At 62.1% G+C, this 18,261-nt stretch carries 15 protein-coding genes and 2 pseudogenes; 12 read left to right on the plus strand and 5 right to left on the minus strand.

Going from position 1 to position 18,261, the window contains the following annotated elements; translation table 11 throughout:
* The first annotated feature begins 507 nt into the window (after positions 1-507).
* From ACX12D_RS36590 to ACX12D_RS36615, 6 genes and pseudogenes are all read left to right on the plus strand, one after another.
* Entirely contained in the window at positions 508-1,851 is a 1,344-nt protein-coding gene (locus tag ACX12D_RS36590; RefSeq protein WP_459376718.1) for a short-chain fatty acid transporter, read from the plus strand.
* A 64-nt stretch (positions 1,852-1,915) separates the two neighbouring features.
* Positions 1,916-2,212: a YciI family protein gene (locus tag ACX12D_RS36595; protein WP_459376719.1), complete on the plus strand. Its 297-nt coding sequence runs from the start codon at positions 1,916-1,918 to the stop codon at positions 2,210-2,212.
* An 82-nt stretch (positions 2,213-2,294) separates the two neighbouring features.
* A complete protein-coding gene (locus ACX12D_RS36600) occupies positions 2,295-3,341 on the plus strand; it encodes a cyclase family protein (protein ID WP_459376721.1) in 1,047 nt (348 codons plus the stop codon).
* A gap of 56 nt (positions 3,342-3,397) precedes the next feature.
* Entirely contained in the window at positions 3,398-3,682 is a 285-nt protein-coding gene (gene catC / locus ACX12D_RS36605; RefSeq protein ID WP_459376722.1) for a muconolactone Delta-isomerase, read from the plus strand.
* A 62-nt stretch (positions 3,683-3,744) separates the two neighbouring features.
* Positions 3,745-4,524, plus strand: coding sequence for a 3-oxoadipate enol-lactonase (gene pcaD / locus ACX12D_RS36610; protein ID WP_459376724.1), 780 nt, complete (start codon positions 3,745-3,747; stop codon positions 4,522-4,524).
* A gap of 295 nt (positions 4,525-4,819) precedes the next feature.
* Positions 4,820-5,350: pseudogene (locus ACX12D_RS36615) on the plus strand (Fic family protein); the annotation flags it as partial.
* 479 nt (positions 5,351-5,829) lie between these two features.
* Here the strand turns inward: ACX12D_RS36615 and ACX12D_RS36620 are convergent.
* The gene (locus ACX12D_RS36620) at positions 5,830-6,204 is read right to left on the minus strand and encodes a PHA-granule associated protein 4 (RefSeq protein WP_459376725.1); all 375 of its coding nucleotides are present in this window, start codon (positions 6,202-6,204) and stop codon (positions 5,830-5,832) included.
* A gap of 464 nt (positions 6,205-6,668) precedes the next feature.
* Here ACX12D_RS36620 and ACX12D_RS36625 point away from each other — a divergent pair, with 464 nt between their 5' ends.
* The 3 genes and pseudogenes from ACX12D_RS36625 (at position 6,669) to ACX12D_RS36635 (ending at position 9,190) form a co-directional block, all read left to right on the plus strand.
* On the plus strand, positions 6,669-6,992 hold the full coding sequence (locus tag ACX12D_RS36625; protein ID WP_150984888.1) for an H-NS histone family protein: 324 nt from the start codon (positions 6,669-6,671) through the stop codon (positions 6,990-6,992).
* Positions 6,993-7,842: 850 nt separating this feature from the next.
* A pseudogene (locus tag ACX12D_RS36630) lies at positions 7,843-8,118 on the plus strand (DDE-type integrase/transposase/recombinase); the annotation flags it as partial.
* 82 nt (positions 8,119-8,200) lie between these two features.
* Positions 8,201-9,190, plus strand: coding sequence for an AraC family transcriptional regulator (locus tag ACX12D_RS36635; protein WP_459377427.1), 990 nt, complete (start codon positions 8,201-8,203; stop codon positions 9,188-9,190).
* A 9-nt stretch (positions 9,191-9,199) separates the two neighbouring features.
* Here ACX12D_RS36635 and ACX12D_RS36640 read toward each other — a convergent pair whose 3' ends face one another.
* Entirely contained in the window at positions 9,200-10,831 is a 1,632-nt protein-coding gene (locus ACX12D_RS36640; RefSeq protein ID WP_459376726.1) for a 3-(methylthio)propionyl-CoA ligase, read from the minus strand.
* Between the two features lie 323 nt (positions 10,832-11,154).
* Between ACX12D_RS36640 and ACX12D_RS36645 the strand changes: the two genes are divergently transcribed.
* The 3 genes from ACX12D_RS36645 (at position 11,155) to ACX12D_RS36655 (ending at position 14,956) form a co-directional block, all read left to right on the plus strand.
* Positions 11,155-12,939: an acyl-CoA dehydrogenase gene (locus tag ACX12D_RS36645; protein WP_459376727.1), complete on the plus strand. Its 1,785-nt coding sequence runs from the start codon at positions 11,155-11,157 to the stop codon at positions 12,937-12,939.
* A gap of 121 nt (positions 12,940-13,060) precedes the next feature.
* Positions 13,061-13,630, plus strand: a complete 570-nt coding sequence (locus ACX12D_RS36650) for a DDE-type integrase/transposase/recombinase (protein WP_459376728.1) — start codon at positions 13,061-13,063, stop codon at positions 13,628-13,630.
* 351 nt (positions 13,631-13,981) lie between these two features.
* Positions 13,982-14,956, plus strand: coding sequence for a tripartite tricarboxylate transporter substrate binding protein (locus ACX12D_RS36655; RefSeq protein ID WP_459376729.1), 975 nt, complete (start codon positions 13,982-13,984; stop codon positions 14,954-14,956).
* 181 nt (positions 14,957-15,137) lie between these two features.
* Here the strand turns inward: ACX12D_RS36655 and ACX12D_RS36660 are convergent, their stop codons facing one another.
* The 3 genes from ACX12D_RS36660 to ACX12D_RS36670 form a co-directional block, all read right to left on the minus strand.
* Positions 15,138-16,232 carry a porin gene (locus tag ACX12D_RS36660; RefSeq protein ID WP_459376730.1) on the minus strand — a complete coding sequence of 365 codons (1,095 nt, stop codon included), beginning with the start codon at positions 16,230-16,232 and terminating at the stop codon, positions 15,138-15,140.
* A gap of 102 nt (positions 16,233-16,334) precedes the next feature.
* Complete coding sequence (locus ACX12D_RS36665) at positions 16,335-17,603, minus strand: MFS transporter (protein WP_459376731.1); 1,269 nt, start codon at positions 17,601-17,603, stop codon at positions 16,335-16,337.
* Positions 17,604-17,636: 33 nt separating this feature from the next.
* On the minus strand, positions 17,637-18,185 hold the full coding sequence (locus tag ACX12D_RS36670) for a flavin reductase family protein (protein ID WP_459377428.1): 549 nt from the start codon (positions 18,183-18,185) through the stop codon (positions 17,637-17,639).
* Positions 18,186-18,261: the final 76 nt, after the last annotated feature.

The following is an 18,261-nucleotide window of genomic DNA, read 5'->3' on the forward strand; positions in this document are numbered from 1 at the left end:
TTCCCGCGCCGACGCACCTCCGAACGGCGTTGATCGCGAGTTTCCCTTGGCCTCGGAATGCTGCGTGGATGCGTCGCTGCGATTCTGGCAACGATTCACTGTTGGGATCGGCTACCAAGGCGCAGAAGGACGCAACGAAACGCTCCGCGCGGGTGACGCGGTCGTATGGAAACGCGTCCGTCTACCTCTGCAATCTGGGCAGAACTTGAGCTCAACAGTCTATTCATACATAGACATAGCCTCATGAATCCCGCGGATCCATTTCATCGAGGCTGCGGGCGTGTTTCGGCGAACGAGACAAGCTCCGCTCCGACCGGGTCTCGTTGGACTCGCAATGTCGCACTGCACAAATTTCATATATTTTCGTAAAACGCAATAATCCGCCATTTTTGTTGACTTGACGCCACAAACCTAAGCGTCTAGGATGCGCGCAACCGCCACAAAGGTTCGCATATAGAACTAATGTTCGATATATGGTGAGTTTGGCTACATTTAGGGGACAGTGAAGTGAACAAGATTGCCGGGTTCTTTACAGAACTGATGCGCCGGTATTTGCCGGATCCGTTTGTTTTCGCCATCGGGCTGACGCTGCTGACGATGGTTATGGCGATGCTAGTGCAAGGCCAGGCCGCGCCGGCCGTGATAGTTAGCTGGGGCAAGGGCTTCTGGAATCTGCTCGCGTTCACTACGCAGATGGCGGTGATCTTGGCCATGGGCTACGTGCTGGCCACCGCGCCACTGACCGACCGCCTGCTCGACCGGATCGTCGGCAAGGTCAACACGCCGCGCGGCGCCATCATCGTCGCCACCCTGGTGGGTGGCATTGGCAGCTACCTGAACTGGGGCTTCGGTCTGGTCATCGGCGGCATCATCGCCAAGAAACTGGCCCGCCGCATCAAGGGCGTGCACTACCCGCTGATTATCGCCTCAGCCTATAGCGGCTTCACGATGTATGGCCTCGGCCTGTCGGCCAGCATCCCGGTGCTGATCTCCACCAAGGGGCACCCAATGGAAAAGCTGATGGGCGTGATCCCCTTGTCCGAAACCATCTTTTCCACGCCGATGCTGCTAACCAGCCTGGCAGTCATCGTCACGCTGCCGCTGCTCAACGCCTGGCTGCACCCACGCGATGCCAAGGACGTGGTCGAGTTGGATACGCGCGCCGAGGACAAGGCCGAGGCTGCCGCTGCCGTCTCGCATAGCATCGGCGGCGACGGCACACTGGCTTGGCGCATGAACAACAGCCGGTTGCTGAGCCTCGTGATTGGCGTGTGCGGGCTCGCGTACGCCGTGCTGTACTTCACGCAGGGGGGCACGCTGGACCTGAACCTGATCAACTTCCTGATCCTGTTCATCGGCGTGCTGCTGCTGGGCACACCCGTCAAGTACGTGGCGAAGCTCAACGAGGGCATCAAGACGATCTCCGGCATCATCCTGCAATACCCGTTCTACGCCGGCATCATGGCTATCATGGCGGGCTCGGGCCTGGTCGATACCATATCGCGCGTGTTCGTCGATATAGCCACGCCGCAGACGCTGCCGTTCTGGGGTCTGGTCAGCTCGTTTGTGATCAACTTCTTCGCGCCATCGGGCGGTGGCCACTGGGTGATACAAGGTCCGTTCATGATCGACGCCGCCAAGGCGATCGGTAGCTCCGTGAGCCAGACCTCGATGTCGGTGATGCTTGGCAACGCCTGGAACGATCTTGTGCAGCCGTTCTGGATCCTGCCCGCGCTGGCGCTGTCCAAGCTCAGCCTGAAGGACGTGATGGGCTATACCGTCATCATGATGTTCTGGGTGGGCTTCATCTTCATTGTGTCGATGCTCTTGTGGGGCGCGCAGATCGTCTGACGACACGTTCGCTCTTTTTTTGCCACGGCCCGCTGCCGGCGGGCCATTGACCAGGCGATGCTAGATGCCTTACTTTATCGAGACTTGGGACAAGCCGAACCACCAGACGGTCCGCCAGGCGACCCGCCAAGTCCACCTCGAGTTCCTTGAGCAACACAAGCAACTGCTGCTCGCGTGCGGTGCCAAGCTGAACGACGACGGCAGCGATGCGGGCGGCGGTGTCTATATCATCGATGTCGATACGCGCGAAGCTGCCCAATCGTTCATCGATGCCGACCCCTTCACGAAGGTCAGCCTGTTCGCCGAGGTCCGCATCACGCGCTGGCGCAAGGCCTATCTCGAGGGCACCTGCTGCCTCTGAACCGCTATCAACGACAGGCCTCGGCGCCGCGCGCGCGGCATGGCATCATGCCGCCCCAGCCCGCTACTGGAAAACGCAAGCCATGCGATGGAAGAATCGGCCGGAAGGCTCCAACTGGGGCGACTTCGGCCACGACGACCAGCTCGGTCGCCTGAACCTGCTCACCGCCGAGCGGATCCTTGCTGCAGCGCGCGAAATCCGCACCGGCCAGCGCTTCTGCCTGTCGTTACCGCTGGACTATCCCGGCGGCAACGGCCTCAACGTCCGGCGACATCCGCCGGTACTGCGCCCCACGTACCGTGAGGATATCGCGTACGTCAACTTTCCCCTCACCAAGGTGGATCCTCGCGCGACCGACGTGCTCAGCGACGACCAAGTGTTGTTGTCGCTCCAGTATTCGACCCAGTGGGATTCGCTGGCCCATGTTGGGGCCCTGTTCGACGCCGACGGCGATGGCGTGCCGGAGCGCGTTTACTACAACGGCTACCGTCCCAATGCTGACATCGTCGGACCAGTCGACTACCGCGAGGACGATGGTTTCGCTGCTCACGCTTGCGGACATGATCACAGCCGCGCCAATGCGCTGGGCATCGAGACTCTGGCCGAGCACAGCATCCAGGGCCGTGGCGTGTTGGTTGACCTGGCAGAGTATTTTGGGCGGGAGTTCCGGACGATCGGCTACGATGACCTGATGCGCTTGATGGAGGCCCACCAGGTCGACGTCGAATCAGGCGACATCCTGGTACTGCGCACCGGTTTTGCCGAGATGGTGCTGGAAATGCAGCGCGAACCCGACCCCCATCGCTTGCACAACAGTTGCGCCGCGCTAGATGGCCGCGACGAACGGCTGCTGCAATGGATCACTGACTCCGGCATCGCCGCCATCGCGGCCGATAACTACGCCGTCGAACGATTCCCGGCGCGCGAGGCGGCCGGCGCTGCCCCGGCGTTGCCGCTGCACCACCATTGCCTGTTCAAGCTGGGATTGCCGCTTGGCGAACTCTGGTACCTGCGCGAGTTGGCGACGTGGCTGCGCAGCCACCGCCGCACGCGCTTTTTCCTCACCGCGCCGCCGCTGCGGTTGCCGGGCGCAATGGGTTCGCCCGTCACGCCCGTCGCCACTGTCTAGGCGTTAGGCACCGGCCACCCCAATATCCCCAATACCGCTAGCAAAAGGAGACCTCTATGTTGTTCATGGCCGAAATGACCGTCCGCATTCCGCACGATCTCGATCCGCAAGTCGTCGAGAAACTGAAGGCGAACGAAAAAGCGCTGTCGCAGCAGTTGCAGCGGGAAGGCAAGTGGCGCCATCTGTGGCGTGTGGCTGGAAAGTACGCCAACGTCAGCATCTTCGATGTGCGCGACAACGACGAGTTGCATACGCTGCTGACGTCACTGCCGCTGTACCCGTACATGGAGATCAGCGTCACGGCGCTGGCCCAGCACGGCTCGGCCATTGCCCAGAACTAAGACTGCCGTTCCGTCAATCCGGTGCGCGCCTTGTACGTTGCGCCCTCAACCTGCTATCGTTCATGCCCTTTGCTGAATTTTCCGGCGTGCGCCTGCACTACCGCCTCGACGGGGATGACACGCTTCCCGTCCTCGTTCTGGCCAATTCGCTTGGCACCAACCTCGACATGTGGAATCCGCAGATCGAGGCCTTCGCTAAACACTTCCGCGTGCTGCGCTACGACACGCGCGGCCATGGCCAGTCGTCCGTCACGCCTGGTCCGTACACGATCCCGCAGCTCGGCGAAGATGTGATCGCATTGCTCGACGCATTGAAAATCGATCGCGCGCATTTCTGCGGCCTCTCGATGGGCGGTATCACGGGCATGTGGCTTGCGTTGAACCATGCCGGCCGATTCGACAAGATCGTGCTGTGCAACACGGCTGCCTATATTGGCCCACCGGAAAACTGGACGAATCGCGCAGCTGCGGTGGAACGCGACGGTGTGGGTTCGATCGCCGACGCCGTGGTCGACAAATGGCTGACGCCGGGCTACGCCGCGGGACAGCCCGCGTTGGTGCAATTGCTGCAAGCCATGTTGTCCGCCACCGATGCTGCCGGCTACGCCGCCAACTGTCGCGCGGTGCGGGACTCGGATCTGCGCGATGCCGTGGCGGGCATCACCCGCCCGACGCTGGTGATCGCCGGCTCTGGCGACATCCCCACGCCGCCGCGCGACGGCCAGTATTTGGTGCAGAAGATTCCGGGCGCACGTTATGCCGAACTGGACGCTGCGCACCTTTCGAACCTCGAACAGGTCGAACTGTTCACGCACGCCGTGCTGGATTTCTTGCAGCATTGAGCTGTTCTGGCTGGAATGCTAGGGATGCACCTCCCAGCGGAGGGCCGCGGGGTGAGAGCCGAACGGAGGGCGTTTCGCATCAGGGGGACGCCCACTTCATCCACGCTATGCGAGATGTTCCGTTCTGAATGGTCAGGATTTACACAATTTCAGGCATTGGCATCCGCCTGATAGTCGAATCGAGGGATTTGCGGCTGCAACGCCTGCGTTATAGAAGGCGGCCTCGATTTGGCCATTGGACGGCCAGAAGGGTATTCAGCGTGAGCGAGACGCCCGCCCGATCCGCCGCCGGTGCAAGGCGGGCCTCGGCCATTTGTGGCTTGTCACCTTGCATCCGTTTGACGACGGCAACGGCCGTATCGCCCGTGCGATCGGCGACCTGCTGCTGGCGCGCGCCGATGGCAGTCCGCAGCGTTTCTACAGCCTGTCGGCGCAGAGCCAGCGGGAGCGCAAGGCCTACTACGATATCCTGGAGCGGATCCAGAAGCGGTCGATGGATGTCACCGAGTGGCTGGCCTGGTTCCTCGATACGCTGCATCGCGCCCTCGATCAGGCGCAGGACACGCTTGATGCTGTGCTGGTCAAGACGCGGTTCTGGCAGCGCCGAGCGACCACGCCACTGAACGAGCGGCAAGTGAAGCTGCTAAACCGACTGCTCAATGGCTTCGAAGGCAAGCCCACCAGTTCCAAGTGGGCTGCCATCGCCAAACGCTCTCCAGACACCGCGCTGCGCGACATCACGGATCTGCTCGCACGTGGCGTCTTGCGGAAATCGGATGCCGGCGGGCGCGGTACCTGCTACGAGTTGAATGACCTATCCGAGTAGGTGCGCCGCCGGCCGATCTAGCAGCGAGCGTGCTGATGCCGAGGCCAAAGAGCCGGTGAGCGGTGACTACAAGCGAATGTCGAGGGCAATGTGATGATGCGCCTATCGAACGACTATTGCGCCAGCATCATCCCGCTCATGCGCTGTTCAAGTTGACCGTGGGAATCCGTGGAGTGCTGCGCGGAGGCCGGGTAGTTGAGTCGTGTCTTATCGAATGTCTGGTGCGTCGCATAAGGCGCTTCGTAACGCGCGCATTGGGAATGTACCAGTGCAACATTGACCGTCTGGGACACCTGTCTTTGAGTTGAGCGCCTGTCGTCTGCTTGCCTGCAGTCGAAGAGCAGGGTAACGGAATCAGCGGCCTCAAGGCTGTGCTTCGACCATAGTTACACAGCACATTGCACTTTTTTGGGACGGCCTGCACTCGCCGGCGCTTTCTGCATTAACGTGCCAAGTGCGGTGGCTGGGGGGGAACGGATTTAATCTTCCCAAACTGCCTCCACTTCCCGCATTAAACGCCCTGCGAGGATATAGTCCCCCAGTTTGGACGCCTTTGCCTCCAGGCTCTCCAGCTCAGCTGTCGGCAGTTCGCTCAACTCAAACTGGCAATAGAGGTTTCGCTGCCGGAAGGTCGCTTTTGGTCGCATTAGGCCGGCAACCAATGCCGCCGGAGATTTGACTGCGATGTTCTCTTGCCCGCGATACTCCACGCATATCCCTGCCTTCTGGCCGAGCCGACCAAGTTCAATGGCATCTTGCCAGCCAGCCTCATAGTCCAGTTCCACCACCGTCACGCCTTCCGTCCCGAGGAGTCTTAGTGCCTCCCCTTTAGTGCCAGCTCGAGCTGTCGCCATCTACTTCTCCACTCACATTCTCGGCGCACAGTCCCTGCGCCCTCACGGTATTGTAGCCGTCAGGGGAGCGTCGAGCCCGATGGCCCTCCCGGCGATTGACAGGTGCGGGCACCGCAGAATGCGGGCGCGGACTTGGTGGCACAAAGAGAGGGAGCTGCGATTTCGTCGCTCTTCTGGAACACCCTTCATTCAGCTAGTTGGATGTTCGCCTAGCCAGATTCTGCCAGTGCCACTGTCACAGCGAGGGCCTTGTTGGTTTCTTGTTCATCAATTTCTGCTTCGGGTGGCCGACTATCGCCGAAATGCTTGTTTGTCCGTACCATTCTGCACATTGGCCGCCTGCTCCAAATTCACTCGCTAAAATACAGGCTCAACGGTACCTGGCGGACTACAAGCAAGGAGTTGATGAAAGTTCGGCGATGTGCTGTAGGATATCGAACTGTTCTTAATTGATGGAGACCAACATGGCTACCTACAAGCAATTGCTGGCAGAAAAAGAAAAGCTCGAAACTCAGCTGGCTGAGGTTCGTCAAAGCGAGATCGCTGGAGTTATCGAGAAGATCCAGGGATTAATGGCGGAGTACGAACTCACGGTTGAGGACTTGGCACCGAAACGACGCCGCGGGCGCCCGGCAGCTGGCGATCAGGCTAAGGCTCCGGCAAAAGAGAAAACCTCGCTGCCGCCAAAGTACATGGACCCGAAGACCGGCGCCACTTGGACCGGACGTGGTCGTGCACCGGCGTGGCTGGGGAAGAATCGCGACAAGTTTCTGATTCCGGAGGCGTGAGCAGGAGCAGCGGAATCCGTTTGCCGAGCTGAATTTCGTTGGCCTGAGGAGTTGCTGCCAGAGTGATCTCTTGGCGTCAGCGACGCGGTATTGTCCCCGCATGTCTAAGTTTGCCCGCACTCTATCTGCGTTTCTTTCATTTCGCAGTATTGATGGAGCGGGTAGTCGTTTTTGCGCGTACTGAGCAATATAAAGAGATGGATTTTTTGCGGTCCGTCCTCGGCCTTGCTAGTGACTCCCGCGTTGGAGAAGGCATCCCCGGGGAGGGCTTGTAGCCGGAAAGCTAATCAAGCGCGGCACGCGCACCAACATCAAGGCATCGAAACAGTTGGCAAGTATGCTGCATTGCAGCAGTTTCAGTATCCCGCTAATGGAGGGATTGTCCGAGGGGAAAAATAGTCCCCCGACAAATGGCTGGGGGGCTGGGCAGGGCCGCTCGATGATAAGAGGGCCTACCGCCACACGGTGGGTGACCGTCCATGTCGAGCATCCTTTGATCATCAAAACGCAATTAATCGCCAGGATTCCTGTCCCGACCTTAAATCGGGGTTTGGCAGCGCAAGCTACCTGCCAGGGGAGGGGCGGACGGAATTTTAGCATCGGCCCATCCCGCACTGACGCGCTTGTGTGACTTCGTGCCGTGCAGCGTCCTCGCTATGCAAATCTGTGCAGATAGTGCCGAATCTCCCATACCACGCGGTGGCGAACGTCATCCTGTCAACCCACCGTGCAGCAGAACTAAACCGCGCTGGCCAGGTGTCGGGAAAACTGGTTCTTTCACGAACGTGAACATTAGTTGGGGGTGCCGGTACCTGAGTACTACGGAACCGCATCCTGCTTCGTGTCGATGGGCCATACCATCGACTTTCTGCTGGGCGCCCAGCGCGACAAGGCTGCGGCGCGGTGCATTTTCGAGAAGGCCGTTGCGCACCATGGTCAGCCCGACTCGGTAACCATCGACGGCAACTCGGCCAACTTGGCGGCACTGCACGAAATCAACGCCGAATGGGAAGCTCCCATCGCCGTCCGGCAGTTCAAATATCTGAACCCCAGGGGCGCTGCTTGCCTCGCTCCCTTACTGCGACAGAGCCCTCATCGCCGAAAAGCCAAAAAAGTGACGAGCTAGCGCAGCTTATGACAAAATAAATGCCCCCTGGTCACACCGGAAATGACGTTGCGGTCCGGACGTCGACGCACCCTTGAGTCATATTTCTGGCACGGTTCCCATTTCGCTAGTCAACGGCTTCCTGTCGGGCGCCGATCCCGCCGCCATTGAGCGGCTGGCGGAGCGCTCTGGCATCCCCCACGACTTGCTGCGCCGCCCTGGCTCCCGCGTGACCGAGGAGCAGTTCTCCACGCTCTACCGCCTGCTCGCGACCGAACTGGACGACGAAATGCCGGGCATCTTCAGCCGCCCCTTGCGCAATGGCACGCTGAAGTACCTTTGCCTGAGCCTGCTCGACGCCCCGCGGCTGGAAGTCGCGCTGCATCGGTTCGGCCAGTTCTTCCACCTGATCCTGGATGATTTCCGGCTGGATTCGGGCCGCGACGGCGAAGGCGGCTGGGTTGCCATGGTGGCGGATCCGGCGGGCCCCGGCGTGACCGAACTCGGCCGCGAACTTATCATGAAGCTGGTGCACGGCATTGCCTCATGGCTGGTTGGGAAGCGGATCCCGCTGATTGCGGCGGAGTTCGATTTTGCGCGTCCCGCGCACGCAACGGACTACCTCTTTCTCTTTCCGGGGCCGGTTCAGTTCGGTAGCGCACAGACACGCATGCGTTTCGAGGCGGCTTATCTTGATATGCCCGTGCGGCAACGCAAGGCCGACCTGCAGAGATTTCTGGCGCGCGCCCCGGAAGACTGGATCTTCGTCTCCTTTGCCGACCAGATGGTTTGCCACCGGGTCAGGCAATTCCTCGCCGATTGCCTGCCCGCCATGCCGACGCTGGAAGTGGTTGCCCAGGACCTGCATTATTCCGTGCGCACGCTTTGCCGCCGGCTTGCGGACGAAGGCACGACGTTCCAAGCGATCAAGGACGACGTCCGGCGCGATATCGCGATCCAGCGGCTCACGCGTTCGCCCGACGCCATCGCGGCAATCGCCTATGACGTCGGCTTTGACAACCCGACCGCGTTCCACCGCGCCTTCCGGCACTGGACCGGCAGCACGCCCAAGGCGTACCGCAGCATGGCCTGAGCGGCCCGGCTAGGCGGCGGCACCACTGTAATGGGTGCCGAAACGCTGCCTGAGCACCAGCTTATGCAGCTTGCCGGTCGCGGTCAGCGGCAGTTCCGGCACAAACACCACATCGTCCGGGATCCACCACTTGGCCACCTTGCCTTCGTAGAAGGCCAGTAGTTGTTGCGCATCGAGCGTGCTGCCGGCGCGCCTTACCGCGACCAGTAGGGGTCGTTCGTCCCACTTGGGATGGGCGCAGGCGATACAGGCCGCCAGTTCGATCTCCGGATGTGCAACGGCGATGCCTTCCAGTTCGATCGAGGAAATCCATTCGCCGCCGGACTTGATCACATCCTTGCTGCGATCCGTGATCTGCATATAGCCGTCGGCGTCGATCGTGGCGACATCGCCGGTGGCAAACCAGCCATCATTCTCCAGGCAGGTTTCCTCCATGCCGAAGTAGCGCTCCACGACCCAATGGCCGCGCACCATCAGGTCGCCCGCCGAGCGTCCGTCCCACGGCAACTCGGCACCATCCGCATCGACGATCTTCATCTCGACACCCGGCACGACCCTGCCTTGCTTGGCCTCGAGCTGCGCGCGCTCCTGCTCCGGCTTTTGATCGAAGCCCTGCGAGGGAGAAAACACGGAGCCAACCGGAGACAGCTCGGTCATGCCCCAGGCGTGTACTGACTTGATGCCCAGCTCGCCCAGCGCCTTGGCCAGTTGCGGCGGGCATGCCGCGCCGCCCACGATGACACGCTCCAGGCTGTTGCAGCGCTTGCCCGTGCGGCGCATATGGTCGGCCAGGCCGAGCCAGACCGTGGGCACGCCGGCCGACACCGTCACGCCTTCCTGGTCGAACAACGCCGACAGGGACGCGCCGTCGAGCGCCGGACCCGGCAGCACCAGTTTCGCCCCGACCAGCGCCGCGGAGAACGGCAGCCCCCAGGCATTGACATGGAACATCGGCACGACAGGCACTACGGAGTCCGCCGCACGCAAGCAAAGCGCGTCCGGCAGCGCCGAGGCATAGGCCATCAGGCAAAGCGAACGGTGCGAGTACAAGACGCCCTTCGGGTTGCCGGTGGTGCCGGAGGTGTAGCAAAGCACCGCGGCCAGCTGCTCATCGAGGCGGGGCCAGTCGAAATGGCCGGGCTGTCCGCCGATCAGGGCCTCGTAGCTTTCGAGTGGCAGCGCCGGTGCTTGCGGCAGGCTGGTGGCGTCGCACAGCATGACCCATGACTCGACATGAGGACATTGCGGCGCGATCTGCTCGACCAGGCCCAGGAACGAGGCATCGAAGCAGACCACGCGGTCGCGGGCATGATTGATGATGTAGGCGATCTGTTCGGGGAACAGGCGGGGGTTGATGGTATGACAAACCGCGCCAATGCCGGTCACGCCATAGTACAGCTCCATATGGCGATAGCCGTTCCACGCCAGCGTGCCGACGCGGTCTCCCGCCACGATGCCGCGGCCCGTTAGCGCATTGGCCAGTCGCATGGCGCGGACATGGCAGTCCCCGTAGGTATAGCGGTGAATGTCGCCCTCGACGCGCCGGGATACGATTTCCACCGTGCCGGAGTGCCGCGCCGCCTGCTCCAGCAGCGCGGATAATTGCAAAGGCGCGTACATCATCTGACCGAACAGGTCCATAGTCTTGTCTCCTGACAGGCGGTTTGTCGTTATGTCGGTTGCATTCATCGGTCATGGCGACGCCCGCTGCGAGGCATTTTAGAGGTGCACGCCACCTCCGGCACTGACAGGAATGGCCGAACTAGTGACAAATCAGGCCAATCGAACCGGGGTGCATGGCAAGCGACCCGCGCGACGCAGAGCGGCAGGTTTTGTCAATGAATGGGCAGGTTTGGTTATTCCCGCATGACGCGGCGGGCGCTACGATCCGGTACCCAGACCATGCGGTGCCGGCATCCGGCCAGATGCACCGCGCCCTGTCCCCAAAATGGAGTCCCCAAAAAATGACCTATCGTGCCCCGCTCAAGGACATGCTGTTCGTGATGAACGAACTGGCTGATCTTGACGCAGTCAGCAAGCTGCCCGGCTTCGAGGACGCCACGCCGGAGACGGCGCAGGCGGTGCTCGACGAGGCAGCCAAATTCAACGAACAAGTGGTGGCGCCGCTCAACCGCATTGGCGACACCGATCCGAGCAGCTGGAAGGACGGCGTGGTTACCACCACGCCCGGTTTCAAGGACGCGTTCCGCCAGTTTGGCGAAGGTGGCTGGCAGGGCGTGCTGCATCCGCAGGAATTTGGCGGCCAGGGTTTGCCCAAGTTGATCGCTACCGCCTGCAACGAGATGCTGAACACGGCGAACCTGTCGTTCGCGCTGTGCCCGCTGCTGACAGACGGCGCCATCGAAGCCCTGCTGACCGCGGGCAGCGACGCGCAGAAGGCCACCTTCCTGCCCAAGCTGATCTCCGGCGAATGGACCGGCACCATGAACCTGACCGAGCCGCAGGCCGGCTCGGACCTGGCGGCCGTGCGCACGCGCGCCGAGCCGCAGGGCGACGGTACCTACAAGGTGTTCGGCACCAAGATCTTCATCACCTACGGTGAGCACGACATGGCGCAGAACATCGTCCATCTCGTGCTGGCGCGCACGCCCACGGCACCCGAGGGCGTCAAGGGCATCTCGCTGTTCATCGTGCCCAAGTTCCTGGTGAATGAGGATGGTTCGCTGGGCGCGCGCAATGATGCGCACTGCGTGTCGATTGAGCACAAGCTGGGCATCAAGGCCAGCCCCACAGCCGTGCTGCAGTTCGGCGACCACGGTGGTGCCATCGGCACGCTGGTCGGCGAGGAAAACCGCGGCCTGGAATACATGTTCATCATGATGAACTCGGCGCGCTTCTCGGTCGGCATGCAAGGCATCGCCGTGTCGGAGCGGGCCTACCAGCAGGCTGTGAATTTTGCTCGCGAGCGAGTGCAAAGCCGTCCGGTCGATGGTTCCGCGCGCGAGGCTGTGGCCATCATCCATCACCCGGACGTCAAGCGCATGCTGATGACCATGCGCTCGCTGATCGAAGGCGCGCGCGCGGTAGCGTATGTGGCCGCGGCCGCGTGCGACACGGCGCACCAGCATGCCGACGACGCGGTGCGCAAGCAAAGCCAGGCGTTCTACGAGTTCATGGTGCCCATCGTCAAGGGCTGGAGCACCGAGTTGTCCATCGATGTGACCAGCCTCGGCGTGCAGGTGCACGGCGGCATGGGCTTCATCGAGGAGACTGGCGCGGCCCAGCATTATCGCGACGCCCGCATCCTGCCGATCTACGAAGGCACGACCGCGATCCAGGCGAACGACCTCGTCGGCCGCAAGACGCTGCGCGACGGTGGCGCGGTGGCCCGTGCGATCTGCACGCAGATCGCCGAGACCGAGGCGGCGCTGGGCAAGCATGGCGGTGCGGCATTCACCGCGGTGCAGGCGCAACTGGCCAAGGGACGCGCCGCGCTGGAGACCGTGGTGGCGTTCGTCGTGGCCAATGCCAAGTCGGATCCGAATGCGGTGTTTGCCGGCAGCGTGCCTTACTTGAAGCTCTGCGGCATCGTGTTTTCGGGCTGGCAGCTTGGCCGCGCGATGCTCGCGGCGGATGCGAAGCGTGCCGAGGATCCGTCCTTCCACGACGCCAAGATCTCGACGGCGCATTTCTTCGCGGAGCACATCCTGTCGCAGGCATCGGGTTTGCGCGATGCCATCGTGGCGGGCGCGGTGCCGGTCAATGCGTTGAGCGAAGCGCAGTTCTGAGATCGCCCGGCGCGGGCATTTGCCGAAGCCGACAAGTTACGCGAACGCCGATTGAAATGATGACGGTGTTGACTCCCTCTGGCACTGTCACGGTGATGGGGCGGTCGCGTAAGGTGGTGCGATGATGGAGACGAAATCGCTCTACCACGGCCACCGCTTCCCGGCGGTGGTCATCAGCCAGGCGGTGCTCTGGTACTTCCGGTTCAACCTGAGCCCGAGCCGTACCTGCTGTGGCGGGCGGGCGGTCGGCGAGCACGGTGCCGAACTTGATATTCTGTTGCAGAAGCGACGCGACAAGGCTGCCGCCAAACGTTTTTTCAAGCGCGTGCTGCGTTCCAGCCCAGCCCAGCGCCAGATCGTCACCGATCAGTTGCGCAGCTATCCGGCGGCGAAAGCCGATATCCCGGAGTTGGCGAACGTCCAACACGTGTTCGTCAAAGCCGCGGCCCGGGTGAACAATCGGGCAGAGAACAGTCACCAGCAAACCCGCGAACGGGAGCGGCGCATGCGCGGCCGTCGCGCCCTGAAGCGCACGCAGGCGTTCCTATCGAGCTTCGGCCCTATCCGGCAGCACTTCGCACTCAAGCGATATCTGCTTCGCGCCTCGCTATATCGCAAACAGCTTGCCGCACGCTTCGTTGCCTGGCGCGATTCGACCGAACACGTCCAAAATCCGCTGGTCCCTATCTGAACGATGCTCGCACTTGCCGCCGGCACGTCTCACTCTCGGTAAGTTGACAATGCCCTCCTGTGCGGTCTCCTGTGGCGCTGCGCCTGCGTCGAGAACGAGATCCTAGAAGATGACGTTTCTTCTGGAAGGCTTAACGTCTGACAGCCTTCTGACAGGTTCCAGACAGGTTAGCCACCTAGAATCGCTCCGCCAGTCGCCATAGCGATCGGCGATCCCAGAAGCTATAAGAAGTCCGGCATGCAAGACGTGCTGCGGACAGGAGACAATGCCTCGCGTTTCGCACGGCTCTTCCAATGTCTGTTTCGTCGTCCTGCATCCGGTTTCCCACTAACCCAGGAGAAGGAGACCGTAGTGCGTCGTTCGATTCATCGCTTTGCCCACGTCGTCATGGCTTCGGCCGCGATCACCGCCACCGTGGCTGCCGCGCCCGCGCCCGCGTTCGCGCTCGACAGCGTGAAGTTCATGATCGGCGCCAACCCGGGCGGCGGCTTCGATCAGACCGGCCGCTCGCTGGGCGCGGCGCTGGTTTCCGCCGGCGTGGCCAAGACGGCCTCTTATGACAACAAGGGCGGCGCGGGCGGCACCATCGGCCTGACGCAGTTCGTCAAACCCGACAAGGGCAACCCCAACGCGATGATCGTCACCGGCGCGGTGATGGTTGGCGCAATCGAAACCAACCATCCCCCGGTCACGCTGAAAAACGCCACCCCGATCGCGCGCCTGTTCGCCGACACCATGGTGATCACCGTGCCGGCGAACTCGCCGCTGAAGTCCATGAAGGACCTGACCGCGCAACTCAAGGCCAACCCGGGCAGCGTGAGCTGGGGTGGTGGCTCCAAGGGTTCGATCGACCACATCCTGGCGGGCCTGGTGGCCAAGGAAAGCGGCGTGGACCCGAAGAAGATCAACTACGTGCCCTTCCAGGGCGGTGGTGAAGCGTCGGCCTCGATCCTGGGCGGCCACGTGAGCGTCGGCCTGGCCGGCGTGTCCGAGTTCCTGCCCTTCATCAAGAGCGGCAGGATGCGCGCCCTGGCCGTGACCTCCAGGGACCGCACCGCAGATATCCCGACGCTCAAGGAGCAGGGCATCAACGTGGAGATCTACAACTGGCGCGGCGTGTACAGCGCGCCGGGCATCACCGCCGAGCAACGCAAGGCGCTGGTGGATGCGGTGGTCAAGGCGACCGAAACCCCGCTGTGGAAGGAAACGCTGGCCAAGAATGACTGGACCCCGTTCCTGCTGACCGGCGACGAGTTCGGCAAGTTCGTGGACAGCGAGTCGGCCCGCCTGGGCGGTTCGCTGCGCGAGCTGGGCGTGGCGAAGTAAGCCACGCTGCCTGAGCGTTTCACCGCATTATCGTTTTACTCCTTATGGGCTTACACCGTGGCGTCCGGTCGCGCCGCGCGCTCCCACCAAAGGCGTGTCGGTCATCGCGGCGCTGCCGTTCCCTTTATAGGGCAGAACCGTTTCTTCGCGAATGCCGGGCGCATCCATGGGCTTGGGAGGCTCAGAAGATATGTTTCACGCCAAACATCGCGCCGAGCTGATTGCCACCCGGAGCCGGATTTGACCCCGTCGCCCCCGAACTGACCGACAAGGCCAGGCTCCCCCGGTTGTCGATGAAGCCAGCCGTTGCATACACGGAGGTCCGCTTGGAGAATGCGTACGTTCCACGCGCCGCGTATAGCCAGGCCTTATTGGCGCTGCTGTGGTAGCGCAGATGGAACACCTCACCGTCGACACTGAATGCCGGTGTTACGGCGTACGAGATGCCGCCGTACCAGAGATCGCTGAGGGGCGTGGCGGCATTGCCATTGTTGTCGCGCCGGATCCAGCCCCCGCCCAGCTTGGCCAAGCCGATATTGGCGTAGCCATTGACCGACAGGCGATCGTCTTTCAGCCCGCTGTTGGTGAGACCTGCGAACGCCCCCGGCGCGCCACGCAGCGAATCATAGGCCGCGCCTACGCCCCACGCTCTTGCATCGTACTTCAGCAGGGCCGACCACTCCCTGCAAGCGAGGTGATCGGCGGGATTCTCGCCGGCGCAGTTGGTGCCAGCCGGTCCTGGCCCCGCATTGGCGCCGTCGCGCCCGAAGCTGTAGGTTGCGCCAAGTGTCACGCCTCCAAACGTGCCCTTGTACGAGACGGCGTTGTCCGCGCGAGCATTCGGCAGGTAGCTGTCCAGCGACGATGAGCCGAACGTGTTCGGTCCCAGCATGTCGGCGTCGAGCGTCGACCAGAACAGCATGGTGTACTGCCGTCCCAGTGCCACCTGGCCCCACGGCCCGGTAAGGCCCACCCAAGCCTGGCGCCCAAACAGCCTGCCGCCCTGGTTCGACACACCTGAGTCTGGCGCAAAGCCTGATTCGAGCGCGAATGCGGCCTTAAGGCCGCCGCCGAGATCTTCGGTGCCGCGCATGCCCCATCGCGAGGGCACCGTGCCGGACAGATTGTCCATGCGGGCCACGCTGCTGTTGCCTGCGCCTATGTGGTTCACGTACTCGATGCCGGTGTCGACCACGCCGTATAGCGTCACATTTTGGGCTTTGACTGCGCAAGGCACTGCGAAGGCCACGCTGGCCGCCAGAATCCTGAATTTCATGTTTCCTCCATTCTTGTTCTAGTTAATTTGGGCACGCAGCGACCCAGGCAGGCGCGGTCGCCGACCAGTGTGTTACTGCGTCATTGGTTACTCAGAGAAGTGTCAAGCAGCGTGTTCGCGCTTGGCCGCGGCCTGCCGGCGAAGAAGGAGTGCCGCCAGAGCTGCGACTGCTGTTGGCGCGGCCATCCAGGCGACCATGGCCAGATAGCTCCACCCTTGTGACAGGAAGAACCCGCCAATCAAGGGCCCCAGCACCGTTCCGACGCGCCCCACGCCAAGTGCCCATCCCACCGCGGTAACGCGAATGCGCGTCGGATAGAGTTCCGTTACGACCCCGTTCATCAGGAGTTGCGAGCCGACCAGACCGGCACCCGTCAGGAAGGTTGCGACCATGAGCAACTGGCTGTTGCCACCGCTTGCCGCGACGACGATGATTCCGAACACGGCGGCCGCGTATGACGCAGCGATCAGCGACAAAGGGTGGAAACGACGAACGGACGCACTTAGCAAGGCGCCACCCATTACCCCGCCCAGGTTCAGGAGTGCGGTGGTAACGATGGAAAGCGACACGCTCATCCCCCGTTGCTTGAGGAGCGTCGGAAGCCAGGCAGTCATCGTGAACACAACCAACAGCGTGCAGAAGTAGGCGAGCCAAACCAGAAGCGTGGTCCGGCGGTGGTCACTTCGGAACAACTCGGATACGCTTGGGGGAGTCACTACGCCGGAGGTCGGCTCTTGCGCAATGGTTTTTTGCGACACGGCGCCGAAGCTTGGAGACTCGGGGAGCCGCAGAAGCAGACCCAGGGCCACCAGCAGCGGTAATCCGCCACCGAGGTAGAACACGACTTGCCAGCCAAACTTCCCGATCAGTCCGGCGCTGGCGAAGCCGCCAACCACGGCCCCAAGCGGATAGCCCGAGAACATGATGGTCACCATACGCGCCCTGGCTGTGGGTGACGACACCTCCGAGGTCAGGGCAATTAGATTTGGCATGGCGCCGCCCAGCCCGATGCCGGTCAGGAAGCGCAGCACCAGCACCTGCTCGATGGAGCCGGCGTAGGCCGTCGCCAGGGCGAAGCCACCAAACAAGATAGTCGACCCAATGATCACGGGCCGTCGGCCAATCTTGTCGGCATAGGGGCCGACGAAGAGTGTGCCGACGGTCAGCCCCAGCAAGCCAGCCGCGAATACCATACCGAAGGAAGCCGCGGGAATGCGCCACGCCTCGGCAAGGACAGGGGCGACATAGGCGATGGCCTGCGTATCGAATCCATCCAGCAGTGCAACGAGGGCGCACCAGAAGGCAACTTCACCGGGAACTGCGCGCGTGGCCATTTGCGTCCCCGCCAACGAAGTACTTGTATGGTCCATGATTCTATCCAAGTAGAAGGGGCGATAGCGGCATCAAGCCGATTGCAGGCAGGCATAGTTGCCAGCGTGGAAGGCGAGGGGATTCGCATCGCAGTAGGTGTAACGCTGCACGAGTCCGTAGAAGATCACGTGATCGCCCACGACCTGGTGGGAGATGCGCTTGCACTCGAACGTCGCCAGCGCTCCCTTGAGCGTGGGCAGGCTCCCGATTCCGCTATCGAATGCGTCCTCGATTTCCGTGAACTTGTCCATTTGAGGCCGGCAGAAGTGGCGGGAGATATCGATCTGATCGGCATGCAGCACGTTGATGCAGAAGTGTTCTGCGGTGATAAACGTGGCAAGGCTGCCGGCGCCGCGACGCAAGCTCCACAGGACGATGGGCGGCTCCAGCGAAACGGAGCTGAATGAATTCGCGGTCAGGCCCTCGCGCTTGCCGTCGGATCCCATCGTTGTGATCAGGCATACCCCGGTAGCAAAGCGCCCCAATGCGTTGCGCAGATCGCGCGGATCGAAGTCCGGCGCTGCTAGTTCGCCGTTCGGCAGATCGCCCGGCGAAGCGGCCCATGCACTTTCCCAGCTCATGATAGTCTCCTCAGAGTTTGTTCCCGAAACGGTGGTGCCGCTCAGGCTTACATGCATGTGCATGCTAAAATTCACT

The organism is Cupriavidus sp. PET2-C1 (assembly GCF_054515855.1).